We start from the raw sequence: 20,109 nt of genomic DNA, 5'->3' as shown, positions 1-20,109 counted from the left end.
CTACCACCCGGAGTCGGTGGCTCCGCCGCGCCGGATGACCGTGCCATCGGGTTCCGAAGCCGGCTGCGCCGCACGGCGTTCCGGCGAATTCGGGGGTGCGGTGGAGACGACCGGCGGGGCCGGGACGGTCAGTTCCTTGCTCAGGTCCGGCATGCCGGGGATCAGATCGGCCAGCTTGGGCAGGCGACGGACGCCCTGCGAGACCGGGGCCATGATCTCCTGGGCGCGCCGCGCCACTTCCGCGGCGGCCTGCTGCGCGGCCTCGGTGATCGCCTTCGCGATCTCCTCGTAGTCGAGATCCTCGATGTCCGAGGAGAATTTGGTTTCGATCACGGTGCCCTCGGCGTTCACCGTCACGGTCACCCGCTTGCGCACGGTCGCGGTCGCGGTGAGCGCGGCGCGGTCCTGCTGCAGCTTGGTGATGGTGCGCATCTGCTGCGCGAAACCATCGAGAATGTCGTTCAGATCGGCCTTGGCACGTTCGTTCGTCATCGCGCCGGGCTCACTTCTTGGTCTGATAGGCCCCGGCATTGCCGGAATCCATGCTCGACAGGTAGTCCAGCGCTTCCTGCTGCCCCTTGGCGAAGTTCCCGAAGGTGCCCGACATGTTCCGCGCGCCCTGCACGATATTGCCCTTGCTGGCGATGTACCCGTTCTCCCCCTCGGAGAAGTTCTTCCCCAAGGTGTCGTTGCCCCACGGTTCACCACGCGACTCGATGGAGGAGACCAGGGTGTTCACTACGGTATCGATACCGTCCTGCACCTTGGTCGTCTTCGACTTCGCGGTCCGCAGCAAATCCTTATAGGACTCCAGTCGACTGCCGCCCACCTGGTCATCACCTCCAGCACCACATGCGGATACACCTATCCAGCAAACCGTTTCGACAAGATCGAACCGATCGCATAGTGACACTGTCAGGTTTGGTCGACCACTTCGTTGACGGAACATTAACGGAGAGTGGCGATTCGGGCGGGTCGATGAACCGATCCGCCCGAAACCGTTCACATCACCAGTTCTTCGCCGCGCTCCTCCATATGCCGAAGCACACGATCCACGCTCTGCCCCAGGCGTTTCGCGAGTCGATCCGGGCTCGCACCGATGGCCCGGATCTCGGGCTCATCCAGATCGATGAGGTAGCGGCCGTCGCCCGCCAGATCGCGCCACATCATGCTCCCCTCCATGACGCCACGCGGGCCGTAGATCGAACGGTACTGCCGCACACGAATGAAACCGGTCCAGTCGGCGGGTTTGGCCCAGAACGCCTGGCCCTGCATTTCGGCCGTGTCGTCGAAGGAGTCGAAGGCCATCATCTGCCGGACCTCGTAGGGATCACGCTCCGGCGGCTCGAACACGATGGGCACCGGGGCGCCGCTGCCCGCCGAGGTATCGGGCAACTGCTCGACGACCTGCGCCGGCAGCGCTTCGGGCTTGCACTCGGTGAGCGTGTATCCGCCACTGTGATAGATGGTTTCACCCGGCTTCTGGGTGATCATGACGGCGCTCCAGCCACGGCGCACACCGTGCACCCGGATGCGCTTCTCCGGATTCTCGGTATCGCTGTCACACCAGGCGGCCGAGAAGACGGCCACCTCCGGATAGGCGAGCGTCTCGAATACCGCGCCGAGGCCGGAATCCAGGCGTTCCCGGAGTCCGGCCATGGCTTCGGCGAGCTCACGCTCGTAATCGTCGAGATAGCGGGTGCGACTGGTATAGGTGAGCGGCGCGGGCATCACCTCGTCCAGGTAGCGATTGCACAGCGCCTTGAACTCGATATCGGTGAGCTCCCATTTCATGCCTCGGTCACCGGCTCCGATTCGACGGGAGCGGCGGCGCGGGCGATCGTCTCGACGAATTCGGCCGCACCGAAGGGACGATCGGCGCCGGCGGCGCCCTCGCCGGTGACAACACCCTCGCTGACACCGGCCGTCACACCCACCATCGGATTGGTGACGGTCTCGTCCAGGCCGGCGCGTGCGAACAGGTTGGTCAGCATGGACGGCTGGGAGGTGACCTGCCCCGCGGCGGGACTCGGCACGGTGACACCGGCCGGGCCGCCCTGGGTCTCCTCCGCCGGCAGTCCGGCGGCGGGCACGGCCGCCTCCGTCGGCGTCGTCACACCGAGCAGTTCACCCAGCTGAGACAGCTTGTCCGGCGATTTCTCGAGCTCCGCGAGCGCCGTGGTCACCTTGTCCTCGGGCACCCCGAGCAGCTTGGCGATCTCCTCCGTCTTCCCGTCCGCCAGCATGGCATCGAGCTGCTGCATGATGCCGGGCAGTGATTGAGCGATGGTCGAGATTCCGGTGGTGGCGGCCTGGATCAGGCTGGCCAGAGCACTGACGATTTGCGACGCATTCTGGCTGTTGTTGTTCTGGCCGTTCTGGTTCTGACCGCCCGGGGTATTGCCGCCGGGGGTTTGGCCGCCGGGCTTGTTCGGATCGGGAACATTCGGCTTGTTCGGGTCGGGAACGTTCGGCTTGTTCGGATCAGGCACGTTCGGCTTGTTCGGATCAGGCACATTCGGTTTCTGACCACCCGGATTCTGCCCACCCGGATTCTGGCCACCGGGATTCTGCCCACCCGGATTCTGACCGCCGGGATTCTGCCCACCGGGGTTCTGGTTGCCGCCTGGGTTCTGATTACCGCCCGGATTCTTGTTGCCGGGATCTTCCGGCTTCTTCTCCGGATCCGGCTTCTTCTCCGGCTCCTTCGGCGGATCGACAGGCTTCGGCTTGTCGAAGGGCGGCTGTGCGATGATCGGCAGGATTCCCTGGGTGTCCTTACCGTTGGTGACGTAGTCGCGCTCGAAGTACCGGCGGTAGTTGCCCAGGTCGTCGGTGCAGAGTTTGTCCTCTTTCTTCTCCGGCATGGAATTCTTGGTGGAAACCATCCAGTGCGCGACGAAATCGAGGACCTCGCCCGTGTACTTCATGGTGTCGATCAGCGGCGTCAGATCGTTGCCGTACTTGCGGACGGCCGCCCGGGCGCCTTCCGAACCGGCCCCGATCCAGCTGTTGCTGAGCCCTTCGATCTTGGTGACGTAGTCGCCGACCCGCGTGTTCACCTTGTCGGCCAGCGTCTTCCAGTCCTCGCCCGCCCACAGGTAGGGCGAGGCGTTGATGGACTTCCCGAGGCTGATGAGCTCGTCCCAGTCCATCTCATCCTTGTTCTCCCACCGGATGTAGATGCTGTCCTTGGCCTTTTCCTTGTTGTCGCGGAACTTCTTCAGGTTCCCCGAGAGATCGTCCTCATAGGGTCCGGGCAGGCCGACGCCGGGAACCCGGTTCGGCGGCTTGAACCCGACATCGGCGGAACCGGGCTGAATCTTGATATCGCCCAGCGCGCCGATCGCGTTCTTGGTTCGCACGAACTGCTCTTTCGAGGCGCCATCCGCAATCTTGTAGGCCTCGCCGGCAGCACGAAAGGTGTCGACCATGGCCGTAAGGATCTCGATGTGGCCGTCGAAAGCGGTCAGCAATTCGGTCCCGCGGCGGCTCAATGCCTGCTGCAGTGCCGTGCCGGACGGCAGATTGCCCAGCGCCGGGAGGTTGTTGAGGTTCGCGTTGGTCACCGCGTCCTTGAAACCGCGCATCGCGCGCACCAGATCCGCCGCGGCGTGCATGCCCGTTGCCGCGTCCCTGGGCTCGAACTGTAGTTGCTGCCCAGCGATCTGAGTCTTCAGGTCGCTGCCCCATTTTGGTTGATCTGTAGGTGCCATCGGTTACTGTCGCTCCACCTGTTCGCTTCTCCCTGCCAGCACAGACTACTAACGTGAACCGACTATGGCGTGCAAGGAAATTCGATTCGACCTCGGTCGCGGGGTGAGCTGAGCCTTGCCCGTTCGTTGCTCAGACGGCCGACGGCGGCGGGCTCATGATGGTGGAGTTGCGGCCCCAGATGAACCAGACGATCGGGGCGAGGACGGGGAAGACCAGGATCAGCAGGATCCACATGGCCTTGCCGCCGGCCTGGTAGTTGCGGGAGCGGAGGACGCTCACCACGGCGGCGATGAACAGTACGACACCGGCGATCGCGACGGCGATCAGCCCGACGGCGAGAGCTATGGAGCCTGCGGTTTCGGCCGTTCCGGCGGCCAGCGTGGCCGCGGAGGCCAGGATTGTTGTCGTCATGGTCTCGAGCCTAGAAATGCGGCGTACCTCGGCACATCAGTAATTAGCTCAGAGTTCGCTCGAGGTGGTAGTCCCGCGGATGTACATCTTTTGTCGAATGTGCGATCTGCGATGATCGGGACCGTGCGAGTACTGGTGCAGCGGGTGAGTTCGGCTCGGGTGACGGTGGACGGCGAGGTGGTCGGACGGATCGATCCGGCGGCGCACGGTGCGCCGCAGGGGCTGGTCGCGCTGGTCGGGGTCACCCATAGTGATACCGACGCGACGGCGAAGGCTATGGCGGACAAGATGTTCCGGCTGCGCATCCTCGACGGCGAGCGGTCGGCGGCGGATTTGGGTGCGCCGATTCTGGTCGTCAGTCAGTTCACCCTCTACGCCGATACCGCGAAGGGGCGGCGGCCGTCCTGGTCCGCTGCCGCGCCGGGAGCGGTGGCGGAACCGCTGGTCGAGGCGTTCGCCGCGACGCTGCGGGAACTCGGGGCGACGGTTGCCACGGGGCGCTTCGGGGCGCACATGCATGTCGAACTGGTCAATGACGGACCGGTGACGATCCTGCTGGAGTCCTGAACTCGGCTAGCCTGGCGATCGTGCTGTTGTGGATCAATGGGCCGTTCGGGGGCGGCAAGACGCAGACCGCGTTCGAATTGCACCGGCGGTTGCCGGGCAGTGTGGTCTGTGATCCGGAGGAGGTCGGATTCGGGTTGCATCGCACCATTCCGCGGGAGCTGCGCGGGGATTTTCAGGATCTGCCCGCATGGCGGCAGGGCGTGTACGAGGCGCTGGATCTGGTGCTGAGCGAGCATGACGGGCCCGTTATCGCGCCGATGACGGTCGTGGAGCCCGCGTACTTCGCCGAAACCGTTGGGCGGCTTCGGGAGCGGGGGCATGACGTCCGGCATTTCGCGCTGCTCGCCGAGCCCGAGATCGTGTTGCGGCGGCTGCGGGAGCGGGGATTGTGGGGACTGCGGCACGAGAGCTTCGCGGTCGGTCATGTGGACCGCTGCCTGACCGCGCTGCGGCGACCCGAATTCGCCGAGCACATTCATACCGACACCATCGATATCACCGATGTCGCCGATCGCGTCGCCGCCTCGGCCGGGCTGACGCTGACGCCGAATACCGATGGGCCGCTGCGGAAGCGGCTGCGGCGGGCCGCGGTGGGGGTCCGGCATATGCGCCTCATCTGAGGCGGTCCCGATCAGGTGGCGGGGCCCTGGAAATAGAGCCGGTCCGGTTCTGCCGGGCCCGCGGCGGGTTTCTCGCGGGCCGGGGTCGCCAAGGCCATTACCAGGCCGATTCCGCCCAGAACCAAGGCGATTCCCGGCCACACCCAGCTGGTGGTCAGGACCATGCCCAACGCGCCCAGGCCCAGCGAGAAGAGGCTCAGCAGCAGGCTCTCGAAATCGCGATTCATCGGTTCCTCCCCTACCGCCTTACTCCGGCCGTACCAGCACCCGCTCCACCAGGGCCGTGTCACAGTGCTCGACGACCTCCGAGATCCGCCCATCGGCCATGGTGAAAATGAAGCAGTAGGTCTGCTCGTACACCGCATCGGCGGTGGTCACCCCATGTCCGCGGGCCTGCACCACCACCCGGTCCGCATCGGCCAGCACCCACTCCGCCTCGATCCGATAGGCACCGGCGAACTGCGCCATGAGCGGCCGGAGCAGCCCGTGCAGCACAGCGGTTTTCGGCTCCCAGGTCCCCGCCCACGACCATTGCCCGGGAAAGGTCCACCGGCAGTCCTCGGCCAGTGCGTCGGTGAGCGCGCGGCCGTCTCCGGCGGCGAGGCGCTCGAAAACGGTTCGGATGATCTTCTTGTTCGCCAAGGTGTTCACATCAGCGAACCTACGACCCGTCATACCCATGCGACCAGCGAAAGTCACGCATATGTGGTATCACGTTCTCGCATGGGTGAGTTCACCGTCTCCGGCCTCCGCGTGGTGCGCGAGGCAGCCCGCACCGGCTCCTTCACCCGGGCGGCCGAACGCCTCGGCTACACCCAGTCCGCGATCTCGCGTCAGATCACCCTCATGGAACAAGCCGCCGGGCATCCCCTGTTCGAACGCCTCGCCCGTGGCGTCCGACCCACGGCGGCGGGCCGCATCGTATTGCGCCACGCCGATTCCGTACTGGACGCCCTCGATACCGCCCGCGACGAACTCCGCGATCCGCTCCCGCCCGCCCGGCTGCGCGTCGGCGCCTTCGCCACCGCGCACGCCGCACTGGTGCCCCGCTCGATCGCGCAACTGGCCGGGCGCTACCCCGCCGCCGAGATCCGCCTCCGGGAGGGCACCAGCCCCACCCTGCTCACCGCGCTCGCGCGCGGCCGTATCGACATGGCGGTCCTCTCCGGCGTCATCGAAATCCCTGAACAGGTGGAAGTCGCTGCGCTACTCGATGATTCGCTGTACGTCGCCATGCCCGCCACCCACCGGCTGGCCGATCACACCACGGTCGCCGCGGCCGCCCTGCGCGACGAGAAATGGATAGTCGGCAGCGACGAACCCCGCTCCACACTGCTCGGCGCGTGGACCGACCCCGCCTGGCGTCCGCACATCGCCCATATCGCCCGCGACTGGATCGCCAAACTGGGCCTGGTCGCCGCGGGCCTCGGCATCACGGTCGTCCCCGGCCTGGCTGTACCCGCGCTCCCCGCAACGATTTTCATTGCCCGTATCGACGATCCGGCCGCCGTCCGCCCGACCGTGCTCGCCTACCGCCGCGGCGCGGACGCCGCCCGCCACCCCTTCATCGACAGCCTGCACGACACCGCCGCCGACCTCACCGCCGAGATCCGCCATCGCCTGCGAGCCTGACCACCGGCGATGATCAACCGATGATCATGACGCCACGGGCGGAGTTATGACCATCTGAGCCAATCCCGCCGAGATCCATTGTGGTCGTGCGGCTTTGATGGCAAGTTACGGATCACGGGACATGGAGGCGAGACTCCGCCGCCTCCATGTCGCGTCCAACTTCCCCCTCAGCGCGGGATGACCGTCACGGTGTTGAAGCTCAGGCCGTAGACCGTGTGGGAACCGGGATCGACCGCGACGCCGATCAGATAGGTCTTGCCCCCACCGAGCGTTCCGGTGGTCTTTCGCGTCTTGGTGTCGATCACCCGGATATCGTTGGCGTCGTCATCGGTGGCGTACAGGACATTCCTGCCGGGATCGAGGGCGAGAAAACCGTTGCCCCCGTTCGTGATCTTCTCATTCGGCCTGCGCGCCACCACGTCGACGACCGCAATCTGATCCCGAGAGGTCAGGTAAGCGGTACCGGCGGCCGGGTCGAACGCGACGTCGAGAACCCCGCTGCTATCGCCGCCCACATCGACGTATCCGGTCACCCGCTGCGCGGCGAGATCGACGATCACCAGGCCCTGGTTCGACCGCTGTTGCGACCCTTGGTCGTAATGGCCCCCGATATAGGCCGCCTGACGGTCCGGATCGATCGCCACCGCCATGGCATTGTCGCCCACCGGAATGGTCGCCGCGACCGTGGCGGCGACCGGATCGATCACCGACAAGGTGCTCGTATCGTTCGTGATCACAGGGTTCGGGTCTTGATACTTCTTCGGCTTCTCGCTCGCCTGCAGACTGGTGCTGCTCACGACGTAGACGGTGGGTGTCCGTGGATCGACGGCGACATCCCAGGAATTCTTCCCGGTGGTCAGCGTCGAGAGCACAGCGTTCTTCGTGGTGTCGATGATCATCACTTACAATGCCTGCAATGCTCAGAGCATTGCATATATGCTCCATGCATGGCTCAGGACAAGACCACGATCACGACCGAACGAGCAACCCGTGACCAACTGCACACGCTGGCCAAGCCCAACGAGTCTCTAGACACGGTGATCAACCGCTTGATCACCCACTATCGCTCGACCCAGGCCCGTAATCGGCTGGCATGGGAGAGCCGGATTGCACAGGACCGCAAGGACTCACGCGCGGTCGCCTGGGCCGAACGCCAAGCCGATATCCTCGTCGACCGGCTCGAACAACGGAAGGCGGCCCAGGGTTGAGCGCTGGCTACGTTCTCGATGACACTGTCCTGCACGCGTATGCCCACGGCGATCCGAACGTATCCAACTTGATTGCGGTACTCGACGGACGCGACATCCGTATCGCAGTACCGTTCTTGGCGTTGTCCACGAGTCTTGTCGGGTTGTCCGACGACCAGCGTGCCCAAGTAAATGGCGTGGTCGACAATCTCGAGTCCATTCAGATCGCAGCGCTGGCCACAACCGATCACGCCAATGAAATCGCCGACGTCCAGGCCTCCGCCAGCGAACCCATCGATCTGCCCGCCGCACACATCGTGTCGGTCGCCCGGTATCTGGACTGGGAGATCATCACCACCAATCGCAAGCGGTGGGAAGAGGCCGAAAGGCTGCTGCCATTTCCGATAAGTATCGTCGAATTCACCGACGACTAGGAGGGAGCCGGTCAGCGCGGCTATTTGCCAACGAAAACGCCCGCGTCAGGAGGACTGAGCGGGCGTTTTCGCAGTATCGGACGGCTTACTCCGGGCGCAGCGTGAGGATGCGCGGGCCGTCCTCGGTGACGGCGACCGTGTGCTCCCAGTGCGCGGCGCGCGAGCCGTCGATGGTCACCACGGTCCAATCGTCTTCCAGGACCTTGGTTTCCGTGGTGCCGAGGGTGAGCATGGGCTCGATGGCCAGTACCGAGCCGATGCGCAGCTCCGGGCCCTTGCCCGGCTTGCCCTCGTTCGGCAGGAATGGATCCATGTGCATCTCGCGGCCGATGGCGTGCCCGCCGTAGCCGTCGACAATGCCGTAGGAGCGGCCGTGCTCGGCCTCGGCGGCCCGGGTGCCCAGTTCGATGGCGTGCGAGACATCGGTCAGCCGGTTGCCGGGCAGCATGGCGGCGATACCGGCCTCCATGGACAGCTTGGTGGCCTCGCTCAGCAGCCGGTCCGCCTCGATGATCGTCCCGACGCCGAAGGTCCAAGCCGAATCACCGTGCCAGCCTTCGAGAATGGCGCCGCAGTCGATGGAGACCAGATCACCCTCGGCGAGGACGTCGTCCTTGGACGGGATGCCGTGGACCACGCGGTCGTTGACCGAGGAGCAGATCGACCCCGGGAAGCCGTGGTAGCCCTTGAACGACGGGACCGCACCGGCCTCGCGGATCACCTGCTCGGCGACCTCGTCGAGTTCCAGGGTGGAGACGCCCGGCTTGGCGGCGGCGCGCACCGCCACCAGGGCGCGGCCGACGACAGCGCCGGCCGCCGCCATGGCGTCCAGTTCACCGGCGGTGCGGAAGGGCACCACCTTCTTGCTCTTGCGGCCGAAGACCATTCAGCGACCCAGGGCTTTCAGCGCCCGCGCGTTGACCTCGTCCACCTCGGCGACGCCGTCGACCGTCACCACGAGACCGTCGTAGTGATCGAGCAGCGGTTCGGTCTCCTCGCGGTAGACGCGCATGCGGTTGCGGATGACCTCTTCGGTGTCGTCGCCGCGGCCGCGCGAGAGCATGCGCTCCACCAGCACGTCCTCGGGCACCACGAAGCAGAGCGCGGCATCGAGCGCACGGCCCTGATCCTTGAGCATCTTCTCCAGCGCCTCGGCCTGATCGACCGTGCGCGGGTAGCCGTCGAGAATGAAGCCGTTGGTGGCGTCCGGCTCGGCGATGCGGGCCTCGACCATGCGGTTGGTGACCTCGGAGGGCACCAGGTTGCCGGCATCCAGGTACTGCTGCGCCTCGAGCCCGAGCGCGGTCTTCTCGGCAATGTTGGTGCGGAAGAGGTTCCCGGTGGAGATGTGCGGAACACCGAGCTTTTCCGACAACAGTTCGGCCTGGGTGCCTTTACCGGCGCCGGGCGGTCCGAGCAGTACGAGTCTCACTTCAGGAACCCTTCGTAGTTTCGGTTCATCAACTGGCTCTCGATCTGTTTCACGGTATCGAGGCCGACGCTCACAATGATCAACACCGCGGTGCCGCCGAACGGCAGGTTCTGCACACCGGTGTTGTTGCCCAGGTTGAGGAACACGTTCGGGAGCACGGCCACCGCGCCGAGGTAGATCGAGCCGGGCAGCGTGATCCGGCTGAGCACATAGTTCAGGTAATCGGCGGTGGGCTTGCCGGGGCGGTAGCCCGGAATGAAGCCGCCGAACTTCTTCATCTCATCCGCGCGCTCTTCGGGATTGAAGGTGATCGCGACGTAGAAGTAGGTGAAGAACACGATCAGGGCGAAGTAGACCGTCACGTAGACCGGGTTGCTGGGGTTGACCAGATACTTCTGGATCAGCTCCTGCCACTTGGCCGGATCGCCGGAGGTGCTCTGCGTCAGCTGTGCCAGCAGGTTCGGCAGGTACAGCAGCGAGGAGGCGAAGATGACCGGGATGACGCCGGCCTGGTTCACCTTCAACGGCAGATAGGTCGAGGAGCCGCCGTACATCTTGCGGCCCACCACGCGCTTGGCGTACTGCACCGGAATCCGGCGCTGACCCTGCTCGACGAAGATGACGCCGACGATGACGGCCAGCGCGGCCACCAGGACCAGCACGAACTTGATGCGCGACTCGTCGCTGTCCCAGATCAGCTTGCCCTCGGCCGGAATGCGCGCCGCGATACCGGCGAAGATCAGCAGCGACATGCCGTTGCCGATGCCGCGCTCGGTGATCTGCTCGCCGAACCACATGACCAGGGCCGCGCCCGCGGTCATGACCAGCACGATGATGATCATGCCGAAGATGGAGGTGTCGGCCAGGATGTCCTGCGGGCACCCGCGCAGCAGCTGACCGCGCGCGGCGAGTGCCACCAGACCCGTCGCCTGCAGGACCGCCAGGGCGATCGAGAGGTAGCGGGTGTACTGGGTCATCTTGGTCTGACCCGCCTGGCCTTCTTTTCGCAGTTCCTCGAACCGCGGAATGACGACGGTCAGCAGCTGGATAATGATGCTCGCCGTGATGTAGGGCATGATGCCGATCGCGAACACCGAAAGCTGCAGCAGCGCGCCGCCGGAGAAAAGATTGATGAGCTGGTAGATGCCGGCGGAATCGCCGCCGTTCACCAGATCAACACATTCTTGAATTGCTTTGTAGTCGACGCCCGGGGAGGGCAGTGCGGCACCTACGCGGTAGAGCGCGATCAGGCCCAGCGTGAAGAGAATCTTCCGCCGTAAGTCCGGGGTCCGGAAAGCCGACACGAAGGCGGAAAGCACACATCCTCCTGGCTAACGACATGGGTCAGGGCCATGGCTTCAGCGATAAGAGAGCGCCGATCCCCATGACGGTGTTGGCAGACAACACTTGAACTCTAACAGTGGCACCGGACGAGCTCTTCACTCGTCCGGTGCCGTCTGCTATTCAGCCTACCGTCAGGCCAGTTCGGTGGCAGTGCCACCGGCCGCGGTGATCTTCTCCTTGGCGGAGCCGGAGAACTTGTCGGCGGAGACCTGAACGGCCACACCGATTTCGCCCTCGCCGAGCACCTTCACGAGCTCGTTCTTGCGAACGAGGCCCTTGGCGACCAGCTCGGCCTTGCCGACGGTGCCGCCCTCGGGGAACACGCGGGCGATATCCGACACGTTCACGACCTGGTACTCGGTGCGGAACGGGTTGGTGAAGCCCTTGAGCTTGGGCAGACGCATGTGAATCGGCATCTGACCGCCCTCGAAGCGGACCGGAACATTCTTGCGAGCCTTCGTACCCTTGGTACCGCGGCCCGCGGTCTTGCCCTTGGAGCCTTCACCGCGACCCACACGGGTCTTCTCGGTCTTGGCACCGGGGGCAGGACGCAGGTGGTGCAACTTGATGGTCATGCCTTAAACCTCCTCAACCTGAACGAGGTGGCGCACGACGTTGATCAGGCCACGGTTCTGCGGGGTGTCCTCGCGAACCACGGTCTGGCGGATACCGCGCAGCCCGAGGGTACGCATCGACTCCCGCTGATTCGCCTTGGCGCCGATCGTGGACTTGATCTGGGTCACCTTGAGCTGTGCCATATCAGACTCCCTGTCCCGCACGCGCGCGCAGCATGCCCGCAGGAGCCACGTCCTCGATGGGCAGACCGCGGCGAGCGGCGACCTCTTCGGGACGCTGGAGCATCTTGAGAGCGGCAACGGTGGCGTGCACAACGTTGATGGCGTTGTCGCTACCGAGCGACTTGGCCAGAACATCATGGATGCCGGCGCATTCCAGCACTGCACGGCACGCGCCGCCGGCGATCACACCGGTACCCGGCGAGGCCGGACGCAGCATGACCACACCGGCCGCCGCCTCACCCTGAACCGGGTGGGTGACGGTGGAGCCGATCATCGGGACGCGGAAGAAGTTCTTGCGAGCCTCTTCGACGCCCTTCTGGATGGCCGCGGGAACTTCCTTGGCCTTGCCGTAGCCGACGCCGACCAGACCGTTGCCGTCACCGACGATCACGAGGGCGGTGAAGCTGAAGCGACGACCACCCTTCACGACCTTGGAGACGCGGTTGATGGCGACGACGCGCTCGAGCTGATTGGTCTTCTCGGCCTGCTGCTGGTCGCGACGATCGCCGCGGCGTCCGCCGCGGCCTCCGTCACGATCATTGCTGCCATTCTGTCCGGCGGGACCGTTTCCGCCGTCACGCCGCTGACGTCCCGGCATCAGACGTTCCTTCCATTCGCAGTGTTGATCATCAGAACTTCAGCCCGCCTTCGCGAGCGGCATCGGCGAGCGCCGCGATGCGGCCGTGGTAGTCGTGACCACCACGGTCGAACACGACCGCCTCGATGCCGGCAGCCTTGGCGCGGGCGGCGATGAGCTCGCCGACCTTGGCGCCCTTGGCGGACTTGTCACCCTCGAGCGCACGCACATCGGCCTCGATGGACGACGCGGCGGCAATGGTCTTGCCGGCGGAATCGTCGATCAGCTGGGCGTGCAGGTGGCGCGAGGAGCGGTTGACCACCAGGCGCGGACGCTCCGGGGTTCCGACGATCTTCTTGCGCAGACGGAAGTGACGACGCGTCTTCGACAGACGACGCGCGGTCGAAACATCCTTGCCGAGCGGCTTGCGCTTGGCCTTCTGGTTCTCAGTCTGTGCCATGGCTTACTTACCCGTCTTTCCGACCTTGCGGCGAACGACCTCACCGGCGTAGCGGATGCCCTTGCCCTTGTACGGGTCGGGCTTGCGCAGGCCGTGAATCACCGCGGCGATCTGGCCGACAGCCTGCTTGTCGATACCCGACACCGAGAACTTGGTGGGAGCCTCGACCTTGAAGGTGATGCCCTCCGGGGCAACGACCGGAACCGGGTGGCTGTAGCCGAGCGCGAACTCGAGGTCCGAGCCCTTCTGCTGCACGCGGTAACCGACGCCGAAGATTTCCATCTTCTTCTCGTAGCCCTGCGTGACACCGATGATCATGTTGTTGATCAGGGTGCGGGTCAGGCCGTGCAGCGAGCGGTTGCCACGCTCGTCGTTCGGGCGAACGACCTCGAGCTCACCGTTCTCGGCCTTGTTGATGGTGATCGGCTCGGCGACCACGTGCGACAGGGTGCCCTTGGGACCCTTGACCGCGACGTTCTGGCCGTCGATGGTCACCTCGACGCCGGCGGGAACCGGAATCGGCTTCTTACCGATACGCGACATTGTTCCTACCTCCCTTACCAGACGTAGGCGAGGACTTCCCCGCCCACACTCTGCTGCTTGGCCTGACGGTCCGTGAGCAGGCCCTTGGACGTGGAGATGATCGCCACGCCGAGGCCACCCAGCACCTTGGGAAGGTTGGTGGACTTCGCGTACACACGCAGACCCGGCTTCGAGACGCGACGCACGCCCTGCAGGGAGCGCTCGCGGCTGGGGCCGTACTTCAGGTCGACGATCAGGGTCTTGCCGACGGCCGCGTCTTCGGTGCGGTAGTCGGCGATGTAGCCCTCGCGCTTGAGGATCTCGGCGATGTTCGCCTTGAGCTTCGAGTGCGGAGCCTTCACCTGATCGTGGTACGCCGAGTTGGCGTTGCGCAGACGGGTCAAGAAGTCTGCGATGGGATCAGTCATGGTCATGTTTTTGACCGTTTACCTTTCTCGCCGCGGTTCCCATTCAGCACCGTTCTCAGGAGCGGTCGTGGGCCTACAACGAAGTGGGGTTTGTGCTCCCCGGTTACCCGGAGAACCGTTTCTTCTCCAATGGCCCGGCCGCGTAACGGGCGGCCGGGACATCGAAAAGCCTTGGGGGACTTACCAGGAGGACTTGTGCACGCCCGGCAGCTCACCGCGGTGAGCCATCTCGCGCAGGCACACGCGGCACAGGCCGAACTTGCGGTAGACCGCGTGCGGCCGGCCGCAGCGCTGGCAACGGGTGTAGGCCCGCACCGCGAACTTCGGCTTGGCGTTGGCCTTGTTGATCAGAGCCTTCTTAGCCATCTGCTCAGTTCTCCTTGAACGGGAAGCCGAGGTGCTTCAGCAGCGCGCGGCCTTCTTCGTTGTTGGTCGCGGTGGTCACCACGGTGATGTCCATACCCCGCGGACGGTCGATCTTGTCCACGTCGATCTCGTGGAACATCGACTGCTCCGAGAGACCGAAGGTGTAGTTGCCGTTGCCGTCGAACTGCTTCGGCGACAGGCCGCGGAAGTCGCGGATACGGGGCAGCGCGATGGAGATCAGGCGATCCAGGAACTCCCACATGCGATCGCCGCGCAGGGTGACCTTGGCGCCGATCGGCATGCCCTCACGCAGCTTGAACTGCGCGATGGACTTGGTGGCCTTGCGGATCTCGGGCTTCTGGCCGGTGATCAGGGTCAGGTCGGCGACCGCGCCGTTGATCAGCTTCGCGTCACGGGCGGCGTCGCCGACACCCATGTTCACGACGACCTTCACGACACTCGGGATCTGCATCACGTTGTCGTAGTTGAACTCGCTCTGCAGCGCGTCCTTGATCTCGGCGCGGTAGCGCGCCTTCAGGCGCGGCTGCACCTTGTTCTCAGTCGAAGTCATCTCAGATGTCCTTCCCGTTGCGACGGGAGATGCGGACCCGCTTGCCGTTCTCGTCGGTGCGGTAGCCCACGCGGGTCGGCTTGCCGTCCGAATCGACGACCATCACGTTGGAGGCCTGGATCGGCGCTTCCTGGGTGACGATGCCGCCGGAGCTGGCGCCACGCTGGTTCGCGGAGTTCGCGACGTGCTTCTTGATGCGGTTCACGCCCTCGACCAGGACCTTGCCGGTCGCGGGGAAGGCCTGAATGACCTTGCCCTTCGCGCCCTTGTCCTTGCCCGAGATGACGATGACCGTGTCGCCCTTGTGCACCTTCATGGTCAGAGCACCTCCGGAGCCAGCGAAACGATCTTCATGAAGCGCTTGTCGCGCAGTTCACGGCCGACGGGGCCGAAGATGCGGGTGCCGCGCGGATCGTTGTCCGCCTTGATCAGCACCGCGGCGTTCTCGTCGAAACGGATGTAGGAACCATCCGGACGGCGGCGCTCCTTGGTGGTGCGCACGACGACAGCCTTGACGACATCGCCCTTCTTGACGTTGCCGCCGGGGATGGCGTCCTTCACGGTGGCGACGATGACATCGCCGATACCGGCATAGCGACGCGCCGAACCACCGAGCACGCGGATGCAGAGGATTTCCTTCGCACCCGTGTTGTCGGCGACGCGCAGTCGCGACTCCTGCTGAATCACTTCAGCTCCTCCTAGACCTGGACGTAATGCACGCCGGATTGCCGACCCGACGGGCATGGTCAGTTGCCACCCAAACGCGCGCCTGCCAGCGGTTTTCGGAGCATCAGAGATGATCAACCACTGTGGGTTCGCGGCCGGATCGCGGGTACAGCTCCCGCAGGCAACCGGTCTAGTGTAGCGAAACCGCAGGTGGCGCCCAAATCAGGGTGGGCAGAGTCACCCGCGGGCGGATCCGCGGGGCACACCGCGGCGGTTTCAGGGATTCCTCAGCCGGGTCCATTAGCGTCGGCCCGAGCCAGTCGAACATCAGAGCTACGTCAGAGCAACATCCGATATCCGTCAGAGGAGATCCGCGTTGACCGAGCGTTCGCACGCTCCTGCTGTCCGTCGAATCGTCACCGACCGCCGCACTCTACTGAAGGCCCTGGGCCTGGTTCCACTCGTCGCCCTGGCGCCGGCCTGCTCGCCGGACAAGCCCAGGCAGCTCAGTGGCCCCGATATGTCCGGCTCGGATCCTGGGGTGCGCCCGCAGGACGATCTGTACCGCTATGTCAATGGGAAGTGGCTGGACAACTACAAGCTGCCGCCGGACAAGACCTCCTACGGGACCTTCGCCGAGGTCGAGGAGCGGACGCAGCAGCAGCTGCACGGGATCGTGGAGGGGATTCACGATCCGAAGGACGGGACCGACGCGCAGCGGATCCGCGATCTCTACGACGGGGTCATGGATACGGCCGCGATCGACGCGCTGGGGATGACGCCGCTGCGGGACCGGCTCGCGCGGATCGATGCCGCCGCCGATAAGCCGGAACTCGCGAACGCCATGGGCGCGCTGCCGGTGGACGGGGTCTTCGGGCTGTTCGTCGGCGTGGACGACCGGGACGCGAGCCGGAACATCGCGCAGATCAATCAGTCCGGGCTGGGGCTGGACGAGCAGTATTACCGGGATCCGCAGTTCGCCGAGCTGCTCGACGGGTACAGGACATTTCTCGAGCGCATCGCCACCGGAGCCGGATTCGGCGATCCGGCCGGGATGGCGCAGCGGGTCGTCGAGCTGGAGAAGCGGATTGCCGCCGGGTTCTGGGACAACGTGCGACTACGCGATCCGCAGGCCGGGTACAACAAGCTGACCTGGAGCGAATTGACCGCGCTGGGACCGCAATTCGAATGGGATCGGTGGCTGGCCGGGCATACCGACCGGCCGCGGGAACTGTTCGATTCCGTGCTGGTGCGCCAACCCTCGTATGTGACCTCGGCGGCCGCGCTGTGGGGCGAGGTGGACCTCGACACCTGGCGCGATTACCTGCGGCTGACGCTGGTGCGCAGCTGGGCCGAATACCTGCCCGCCGCCATCGCCGACGCGCAGTTCGACTTCTACGAGAAGACGCTCAATGGGCTCGAGCAGCGCCCGGAGCGGTGGAAGACCGCCATCGACACGGTCAATGGGAACATCGGCCAGATGCTCGGGAAAGAGTATGTGGCGCAATACTTCCCGGCGGATTCGAAGCAGGCCGTGCAGCAGCTGGTCGCCGATCTCATGGCGGCCTACCGCGCGGATTTCACCAATTCCGGCTGGATGTCGCCCGCCACCCGGGACGCGGCCGTCGCGAAGCTCGGCAAGATCGACACCAAGATCGGCTATCCGGACAAGTGGGAGGACTACTCCGGCCTGTCCATCACCCGCGGCAAACTGCTCGAATCCCTGTTCGCCGTCGCATCCTTCAATGATCAGCGCATGTTCGGCAAACTCGGCCGGCCGGTCGACAAGACCGAATGGAGCATGCCGCCGCAGACCGTCAACGCCTATTACGACCCGACCCGCAATGAAATCGTCTTCCCCGCCGGAATTCTGCAGGCCCCCTTCTTCTCGGCCGATGCCGAACCGGCGGTGAACTACGGCGGCATCGGCGCCGTCATCGGCCACGAGATCGGCCACGGCTTCGACGATCAGGGCTCGATGTACGACGGCGACGGCAACCTGAAGGACTGGTGGACGCCCGAAGACCGCGCCGCCTTCGACGCCAAGACCAAACAGCTCATTGCCCAATACGACGCGCTGGTGCCCACCGGCCTGCCGTCGAACGACCACGTCAACGGCGCCCTCACGGTCGGCGAGAACCTGGCCGACCTGCGCGGCCTCGGCATCGCCCTGTCCGCCTACGCCATCTCCGAAAAGCGCAGCGGCACGGACAATCCCGACCTGCGCCCCATGTTCGAATCCTGGGGCCGCATCTGGCGCATCCAGCAGACCCCGGAATCCCTCGAACAACGCCTGCAGAGCGATCCTCACTCCCCCGGCGAATTCCGCTGCAACCAGGTCGTCCGCAATATCGAGCAGTTCTACACGACCTTCGGGGTGCAGGCGGGCGACAAGGAGTACTTGCCGCCCGACCAACGCGTCAGCCTCTGACGAGCCCCGCAGCCGGTCACGCCTTCGCCGGGACCGGCTGCAACGGCTCCAGCCGCCACGGCCCGTTCCCGTCGAGTTCCAAACGCTTGGTGTGGAACTGATCCACGGTGCTGCGGTGCGCGACGCTGACCAGGATGAGGTTGGGCACCTCGGTCCGGACCAGGGTGTAGAGCGAATGCTCGAGTCCCTCGTCGACCGCCGAGGTGGCCTCGTCCACGAACACCACGGCCGGCTGGGTCAGCAGCACCCGCGCGAACGCGAGCCGCTGCTGCTCACCCGGGGACAGGATCTTCGCCCAGTCCGCTTCCTCGTCGAGGCGGTCGACGAGTTGGCCCAGGTGCACCTTGGTGAGCGCGGCACGCAGGGCGTCGTCGTCGATGGTGCCCGGTTCCGCGGGATAGCTCACGACGGTGCGCAGATCGCCGAGCGGGAGATACGGCACCTGCGACAGGAACAGCGTGTCGTCGCCACCCGGGCGGCGAATGGTGCCCGAACCGTAGGGCCACATTTCGGCCAGCGTGCGCAGCAGCGTGGTCTTGCCGCTGCCCGAGACACCCTTCACCACGAGCGCCTCGCCCGGCGCGAGGCTCAGGTCGAGATCGGCGATGAGGACGTGACCGTCCGGGCGGCGCACGGTGACATCGTCGATTTCCAGCGCATCGGCCAGCTCGGCGCTGGCGAGCTTGGGCAGGTCGCGGGATTCCCGGCTGGCGATCACCAGACCATCGAGACGCATGAGGGAGGCGCGGAATTCGGCGAAGGTGTCGTACGCCTCGCGGAAGAACGACAAGGCGTCGTGGATTTCGCCGAAAGCGCGCCCGGTCTGCTGCATGCCACCGAGGCTGATCTGCCCGTCGAAGAACCGGGGCGCTTGAATGAGGTAGGGGAACACCACCGAGGTCTGGTTGACCGCGAAGTTCCAGCCGGTGAATTTCAGGTACCGGTACAGCTTCTGCCAGTACACGACGACAACCGCTGCGAAACGCCCCATCAGGCTGCGCTGCTCGACGCCCTCGCCACGATAGAAGGCGACGCTCTCGGCGCTGTCGCGCAACCGCACCAGGGCGTAACGGAAGTTGGCGGTGACTCGTTCGTAGAGGAAGTTCAGCCGGATCAGCGGGCGGCCGATCCAGAACGCGACCACCGAGGTGATCAGCACGTACATGATCACCAGGAACGACATGGCCCGGGGAATCTCCATGCCGAGCAGGGAGATCGGGCCGGACAGGTCCCACAGCACCTTGGTGAACGAGACCACGGTCACCACCGCGCCGACCGCGCCGTTCGCCGTACCACCGCCCAGGGTCAGGGTCCGCGCGTAGGTCGCGAACTTCGTGATATCGGATTCGATTCGCTGGTCCGGGTTGTCGATGGTGTTGTCGATGAACCGGCCCCGATAAAAGGCGCGCTCCCCCAGCCAGTCCTGAGTGACGTTATTGGTCAGCCATTCTCGCCATTGGATATCGAAAACCTGGGACAGGTAGATCGACACCATCGCGCGTGCCACGTGAATCGTGGCCAGCACGGCGAACAGCACCATCGCGCTCCAGAACGCGTCGCGCGCCGTGGCGAGCGTTTCCGCGTCCCCCGAGCCCAGCGCCGCCGCGCCGGTCTGGAACGAATCGTAGAGATCGGCGCTCCAGTAGGAGAACAACACGTTCAGCCGCACGCCGAACACCGTCAGGAAGACCAGCACCGCGACGAATGTCCACACTCGCGGCGCCTGCGGCCCCCGGAAGTACTCACCGGTGATCGCCCAGAACTGCTTGCCCCACTTGGTGTACCGCAGCAACAGAGCCGATATCACCACAAAAGCGACCATGGTGATCGTGAAGGCAATGGCGAGCCATTTCAGGGTCTCGAAGAGCTCATTGCCCCAGTCCCTCGACGTAGTCATGCAGCTGCCCCATCATTCTCGGCGCATCGATCGGTCGGCGGAGCTTAACC

28 protein-coding genes are annotated in these 20,109 nt (G+C 65.2%); 6 read left to right on the top strand and 22 right to left on the bottom strand.

The window, feature by feature from the left end; all coding sequences use genetic code 11:
- The 5 genes from ACYQ5L_RS05025 to ACYQ5L_RS05005 form a co-directional block, all read right to left on the bottom strand.
- Positions 1-492, bottom strand: coding sequence for a YbaB/EbfC family nucleoid-associated protein (locus ACYQ5L_RS05025; RefSeq protein WP_459955844.1), 492 nt, complete (start codon positions 490-492; stop codon positions 1-3).
- A gap of 10 nt (positions 493-502) precedes the next feature.
- Positions 503-829, bottom strand: coding sequence for a hypothetical protein (locus tag ACYQ5L_RS05020; RefSeq protein WP_459955843.1), 327 nt, complete (start codon positions 827-829; stop codon positions 503-505).
- Between the two features lie 173 nt (positions 830-1,002).
- Positions 1,003-1,794, bottom strand: a complete 792-nt coding sequence (locus tag ACYQ5L_RS05015) for an ESX secretion-associated protein EspG (protein ID WP_459955842.1) — start codon at positions 1,792-1,794, stop codon at positions 1,003-1,005.
- Complete coding sequence (locus ACYQ5L_RS05010; protein ID WP_459955841.1) at positions 1,791-3,620, bottom strand: polyadenylate binding domain-containing protein; 1,830 nt, start codon at positions 3,618-3,620, stop codon at positions 1,791-1,793. The genes ACYQ5L_RS05015 and ACYQ5L_RS05010 overlap by 4 nt, the downstream gene beginning before the upstream one ends.
- Positions 3,621-3,846: 226 nt before the next feature.
- Positions 3,847-4,128, bottom strand: coding sequence for a PLD nuclease N-terminal domain-containing protein (locus tag ACYQ5L_RS05005; protein WP_459955840.1), 282 nt, complete (start codon positions 4,126-4,128; stop codon positions 3,847-3,849).
- Positions 4,129-4,251: 123 nt separating this feature from the next.
- Between ACYQ5L_RS05005 and dtd the strand changes: the two genes are divergently transcribed.
- Positions 4,252-4,695, top strand: a complete 444-nt coding sequence (gene dtd / locus ACYQ5L_RS05000; protein ID WP_459955839.1) for a D-aminoacyl-tRNA deacylase — start codon at positions 4,252-4,254, stop codon at positions 4,693-4,695.
- 20 nt (positions 4,696-4,715) lie between these two features.
- Complete coding sequence (locus ACYQ5L_RS04995; protein ID WP_459955838.1) at positions 4,716-5,315, top strand: AAA family ATPase; 600 nt, start codon at positions 4,716-4,718, stop codon at positions 5,313-5,315.
- Between the two features lie 11 nt (positions 5,316-5,326).
- Here the strand turns inward: ACYQ5L_RS04995 and ACYQ5L_RS04990 are convergent, their stop codons facing one another.
- On the bottom strand, positions 5,327-5,542 hold the full coding sequence (locus ACYQ5L_RS04990) for a hypothetical protein (RefSeq protein WP_459955836.1): 216 nt from the start codon (positions 5,540-5,542) through the stop codon (positions 5,327-5,329).
- A 19-nt stretch (positions 5,543-5,561) separates the two neighbouring features.
- Positions 5,562-5,966, bottom strand: a complete 405-nt coding sequence (locus ACYQ5L_RS04985; RefSeq protein WP_459955834.1) for a nuclear transport factor 2 family protein — start codon at positions 5,964-5,966, stop codon at positions 5,562-5,564.
- Between the two features lie 72 nt (positions 5,967-6,038).
- Between ACYQ5L_RS04985 and ACYQ5L_RS04980 the strand changes: the two genes are divergently transcribed.
- Entirely contained in the window at positions 6,039-6,947 is a 909-nt protein-coding gene (locus ACYQ5L_RS04980) for a LysR family transcriptional regulator (protein WP_459955833.1), read from the top strand.
- A 167-nt stretch (positions 6,948-7,114) separates the two neighbouring features.
- Here the strand turns inward: ACYQ5L_RS04980 and ACYQ5L_RS04975 are convergent, their stop codons facing one another.
- Positions 7,115-7,849: a YncE family protein gene (locus tag ACYQ5L_RS04975; RefSeq protein WP_459955831.1), complete on the bottom strand. Its 735-nt coding sequence runs from the start codon at positions 7,847-7,849 to the stop codon at positions 7,115-7,117.
- Between the two features lie 45 nt (positions 7,850-7,894).
- On the opposite strand from ACYQ5L_RS04975, the gene ACYQ5L_RS04970 reads away from it, so the two are divergent.
- Positions 7,895-8,155 (top strand): hypothetical protein, encoded by a 261-nt coding sequence (locus tag ACYQ5L_RS04970; protein ID WP_459955829.1) that lies wholly within the window; start codon positions 7,895-7,897, stop codon positions 8,153-8,155.
- A gap of 122 nt (positions 8,156-8,277) precedes the next feature.
- The gene (locus tag ACYQ5L_RS04965) at positions 8,278-8,568 is read left to right on the top strand and encodes a hypothetical protein (protein WP_459955827.1); all 291 of its coding nucleotides are present in this window, start codon (positions 8,278-8,280) and stop codon (positions 8,566-8,568) included.
- 85 nt (positions 8,569-8,653) lie between these two features.
- Here the strand turns inward: ACYQ5L_RS04965 and map are convergent, their stop codons facing one another.
- The 13 genes from map to rplN all read right to left on the bottom strand — a co-directional run bounded on the left by map (position 8,654) and on the right by rplN (position 15,752).
- The gene (gene map, locus ACYQ5L_RS04960; RefSeq protein WP_459955826.1) at positions 8,654-9,454 is read right to left on the bottom strand and encodes a type I methionyl aminopeptidase; all 801 of its coding nucleotides are present in this window, start codon (positions 9,452-9,454) and stop codon (positions 8,654-8,656) included.
- Positions 9,455-10,000 carry an adenylate kinase gene (locus ACYQ5L_RS04955; RefSeq protein WP_379193002.1) on the bottom strand — a complete coding sequence of 182 codons (546 nt, stop codon included), beginning with the start codon at positions 9,998-10,000 and terminating at the stop codon, positions 9,455-9,457. It abuts the gene before it with no gap.
- Complete coding sequence (gene secY, locus ACYQ5L_RS04950; protein WP_459955825.1) at positions 9,997-11,319, bottom strand: preprotein translocase subunit SecY; 1,323 nt, start codon at positions 11,317-11,319, stop codon at positions 9,997-9,999. Before secY ends, ACYQ5L_RS04955 begins: the two co-directional genes overlap by 4 nt.
- Before the next feature lie 156 nt (positions 11,320-11,475).
- On the bottom strand, positions 11,476-11,919 hold the full coding sequence (gene rplO / locus ACYQ5L_RS04945) for a 50S ribosomal protein L15 (protein ID WP_379193000.1): 444 nt from the start codon (positions 11,917-11,919) through the stop codon (positions 11,476-11,478).
- A 3-nt stretch (positions 11,920-11,922) separates the two neighbouring features.
- Positions 11,923-12,102: a 50S ribosomal protein L30 gene (rpmD, locus tag ACYQ5L_RS04940; RefSeq protein WP_379192999.1), complete on the bottom strand. Its 180-nt coding sequence runs from the start codon at positions 12,100-12,102 to the stop codon at positions 11,923-11,925.
- A gap of 1 nt (position 12,103) precedes the next feature.
- Positions 12,104-12,739, bottom strand: a complete 636-nt coding sequence (gene rpsE / locus ACYQ5L_RS04935; protein ID WP_379192998.1) for a 30S ribosomal protein S5 — start codon at positions 12,737-12,739, stop codon at positions 12,104-12,106.
- Between the two features lie 31 nt (positions 12,740-12,770).
- Entirely contained in the window at positions 12,771-13,178 is a 408-nt protein-coding gene (gene rplR / locus ACYQ5L_RS04930) for a 50S ribosomal protein L18 (RefSeq protein WP_379192997.1), read from the bottom strand.
- Between the two features lie 3 nt (positions 13,179-13,181).
- Entirely contained in the window at positions 13,182-13,721 is a 540-nt protein-coding gene (gene rplF / locus ACYQ5L_RS04925) for a 50S ribosomal protein L6 (protein WP_379192996.1), read from the bottom strand.
- Positions 13,722-13,735: 14 nt separating this feature from the next.
- Positions 13,736-14,134, bottom strand: coding sequence for a 30S ribosomal protein S8 (gene rpsH, locus ACYQ5L_RS04920; protein WP_379192995.1), 399 nt, complete (start codon positions 14,132-14,134; stop codon positions 13,736-13,738).
- Between the two features lie 174 nt (positions 14,135-14,308).
- Entirely contained in the window at positions 14,309-14,494 is a 186-nt protein-coding gene (locus tag ACYQ5L_RS04915) for a type Z 30S ribosomal protein S14 (RefSeq protein ID WP_029923637.1), read from the bottom strand.
- 4 nt (positions 14,495-14,498) lie between these two features.
- The gene (rplE, locus tag ACYQ5L_RS04910; RefSeq protein ID WP_459955821.1) at positions 14,499-15,065 is read right to left on the bottom strand and encodes a 50S ribosomal protein L5; all 567 of its coding nucleotides are present in this window, start codon (positions 15,063-15,065) and stop codon (positions 14,499-14,501) included.
- Position 15,066: 1 nt separating this feature from the next.
- The gene (gene rplX, locus ACYQ5L_RS04905; RefSeq protein WP_040855258.1) at positions 15,067-15,381 is read right to left on the bottom strand and encodes a 50S ribosomal protein L24; all 315 of its coding nucleotides are present in this window, start codon (positions 15,379-15,381) and stop codon (positions 15,067-15,069) included.
- 2 nt (positions 15,382-15,383) lie between these two features.
- Positions 15,384-15,752, bottom strand: a complete 369-nt coding sequence (rplN, locus tag ACYQ5L_RS04900; protein ID WP_067543786.1) for a 50S ribosomal protein L14 — start codon at positions 15,750-15,752, stop codon at positions 15,384-15,386.
- Positions 15,753-16,107: 355 nt separating this feature from the next.
- On the opposite strand from rplN, the gene ACYQ5L_RS04895 reads away from it, so the two are divergent.
- Entirely contained in the window at positions 16,108-18,162 is a 2,055-nt protein-coding gene (locus ACYQ5L_RS04895) for a M13 family metallopeptidase (protein WP_459955819.1), read from the top strand.
- A 16-nt stretch (positions 18,163-18,178) separates the two neighbouring features.
- Here ACYQ5L_RS04895 and ACYQ5L_RS04890 read toward each other — a convergent pair whose 3' ends face one another.
- A complete protein-coding gene (locus ACYQ5L_RS04890; RefSeq protein WP_459955817.1) occupies positions 18,179-20,059 on the bottom strand; it encodes an ABC transporter ATP-binding protein/permease in 1,881 nt (626 codons plus the stop codon).
- Positions 20,060-20,109 lie beyond the last annotated feature (50 nt).

The sequence above is a fragment of the Nocardia sp. IFM 10818 genome (genome assembly GCF_054655275.1).
Note: the sequence above shows the minus strand (reverse complement) of the source record. Positions and strands in the feature narration are given on the sequence as shown.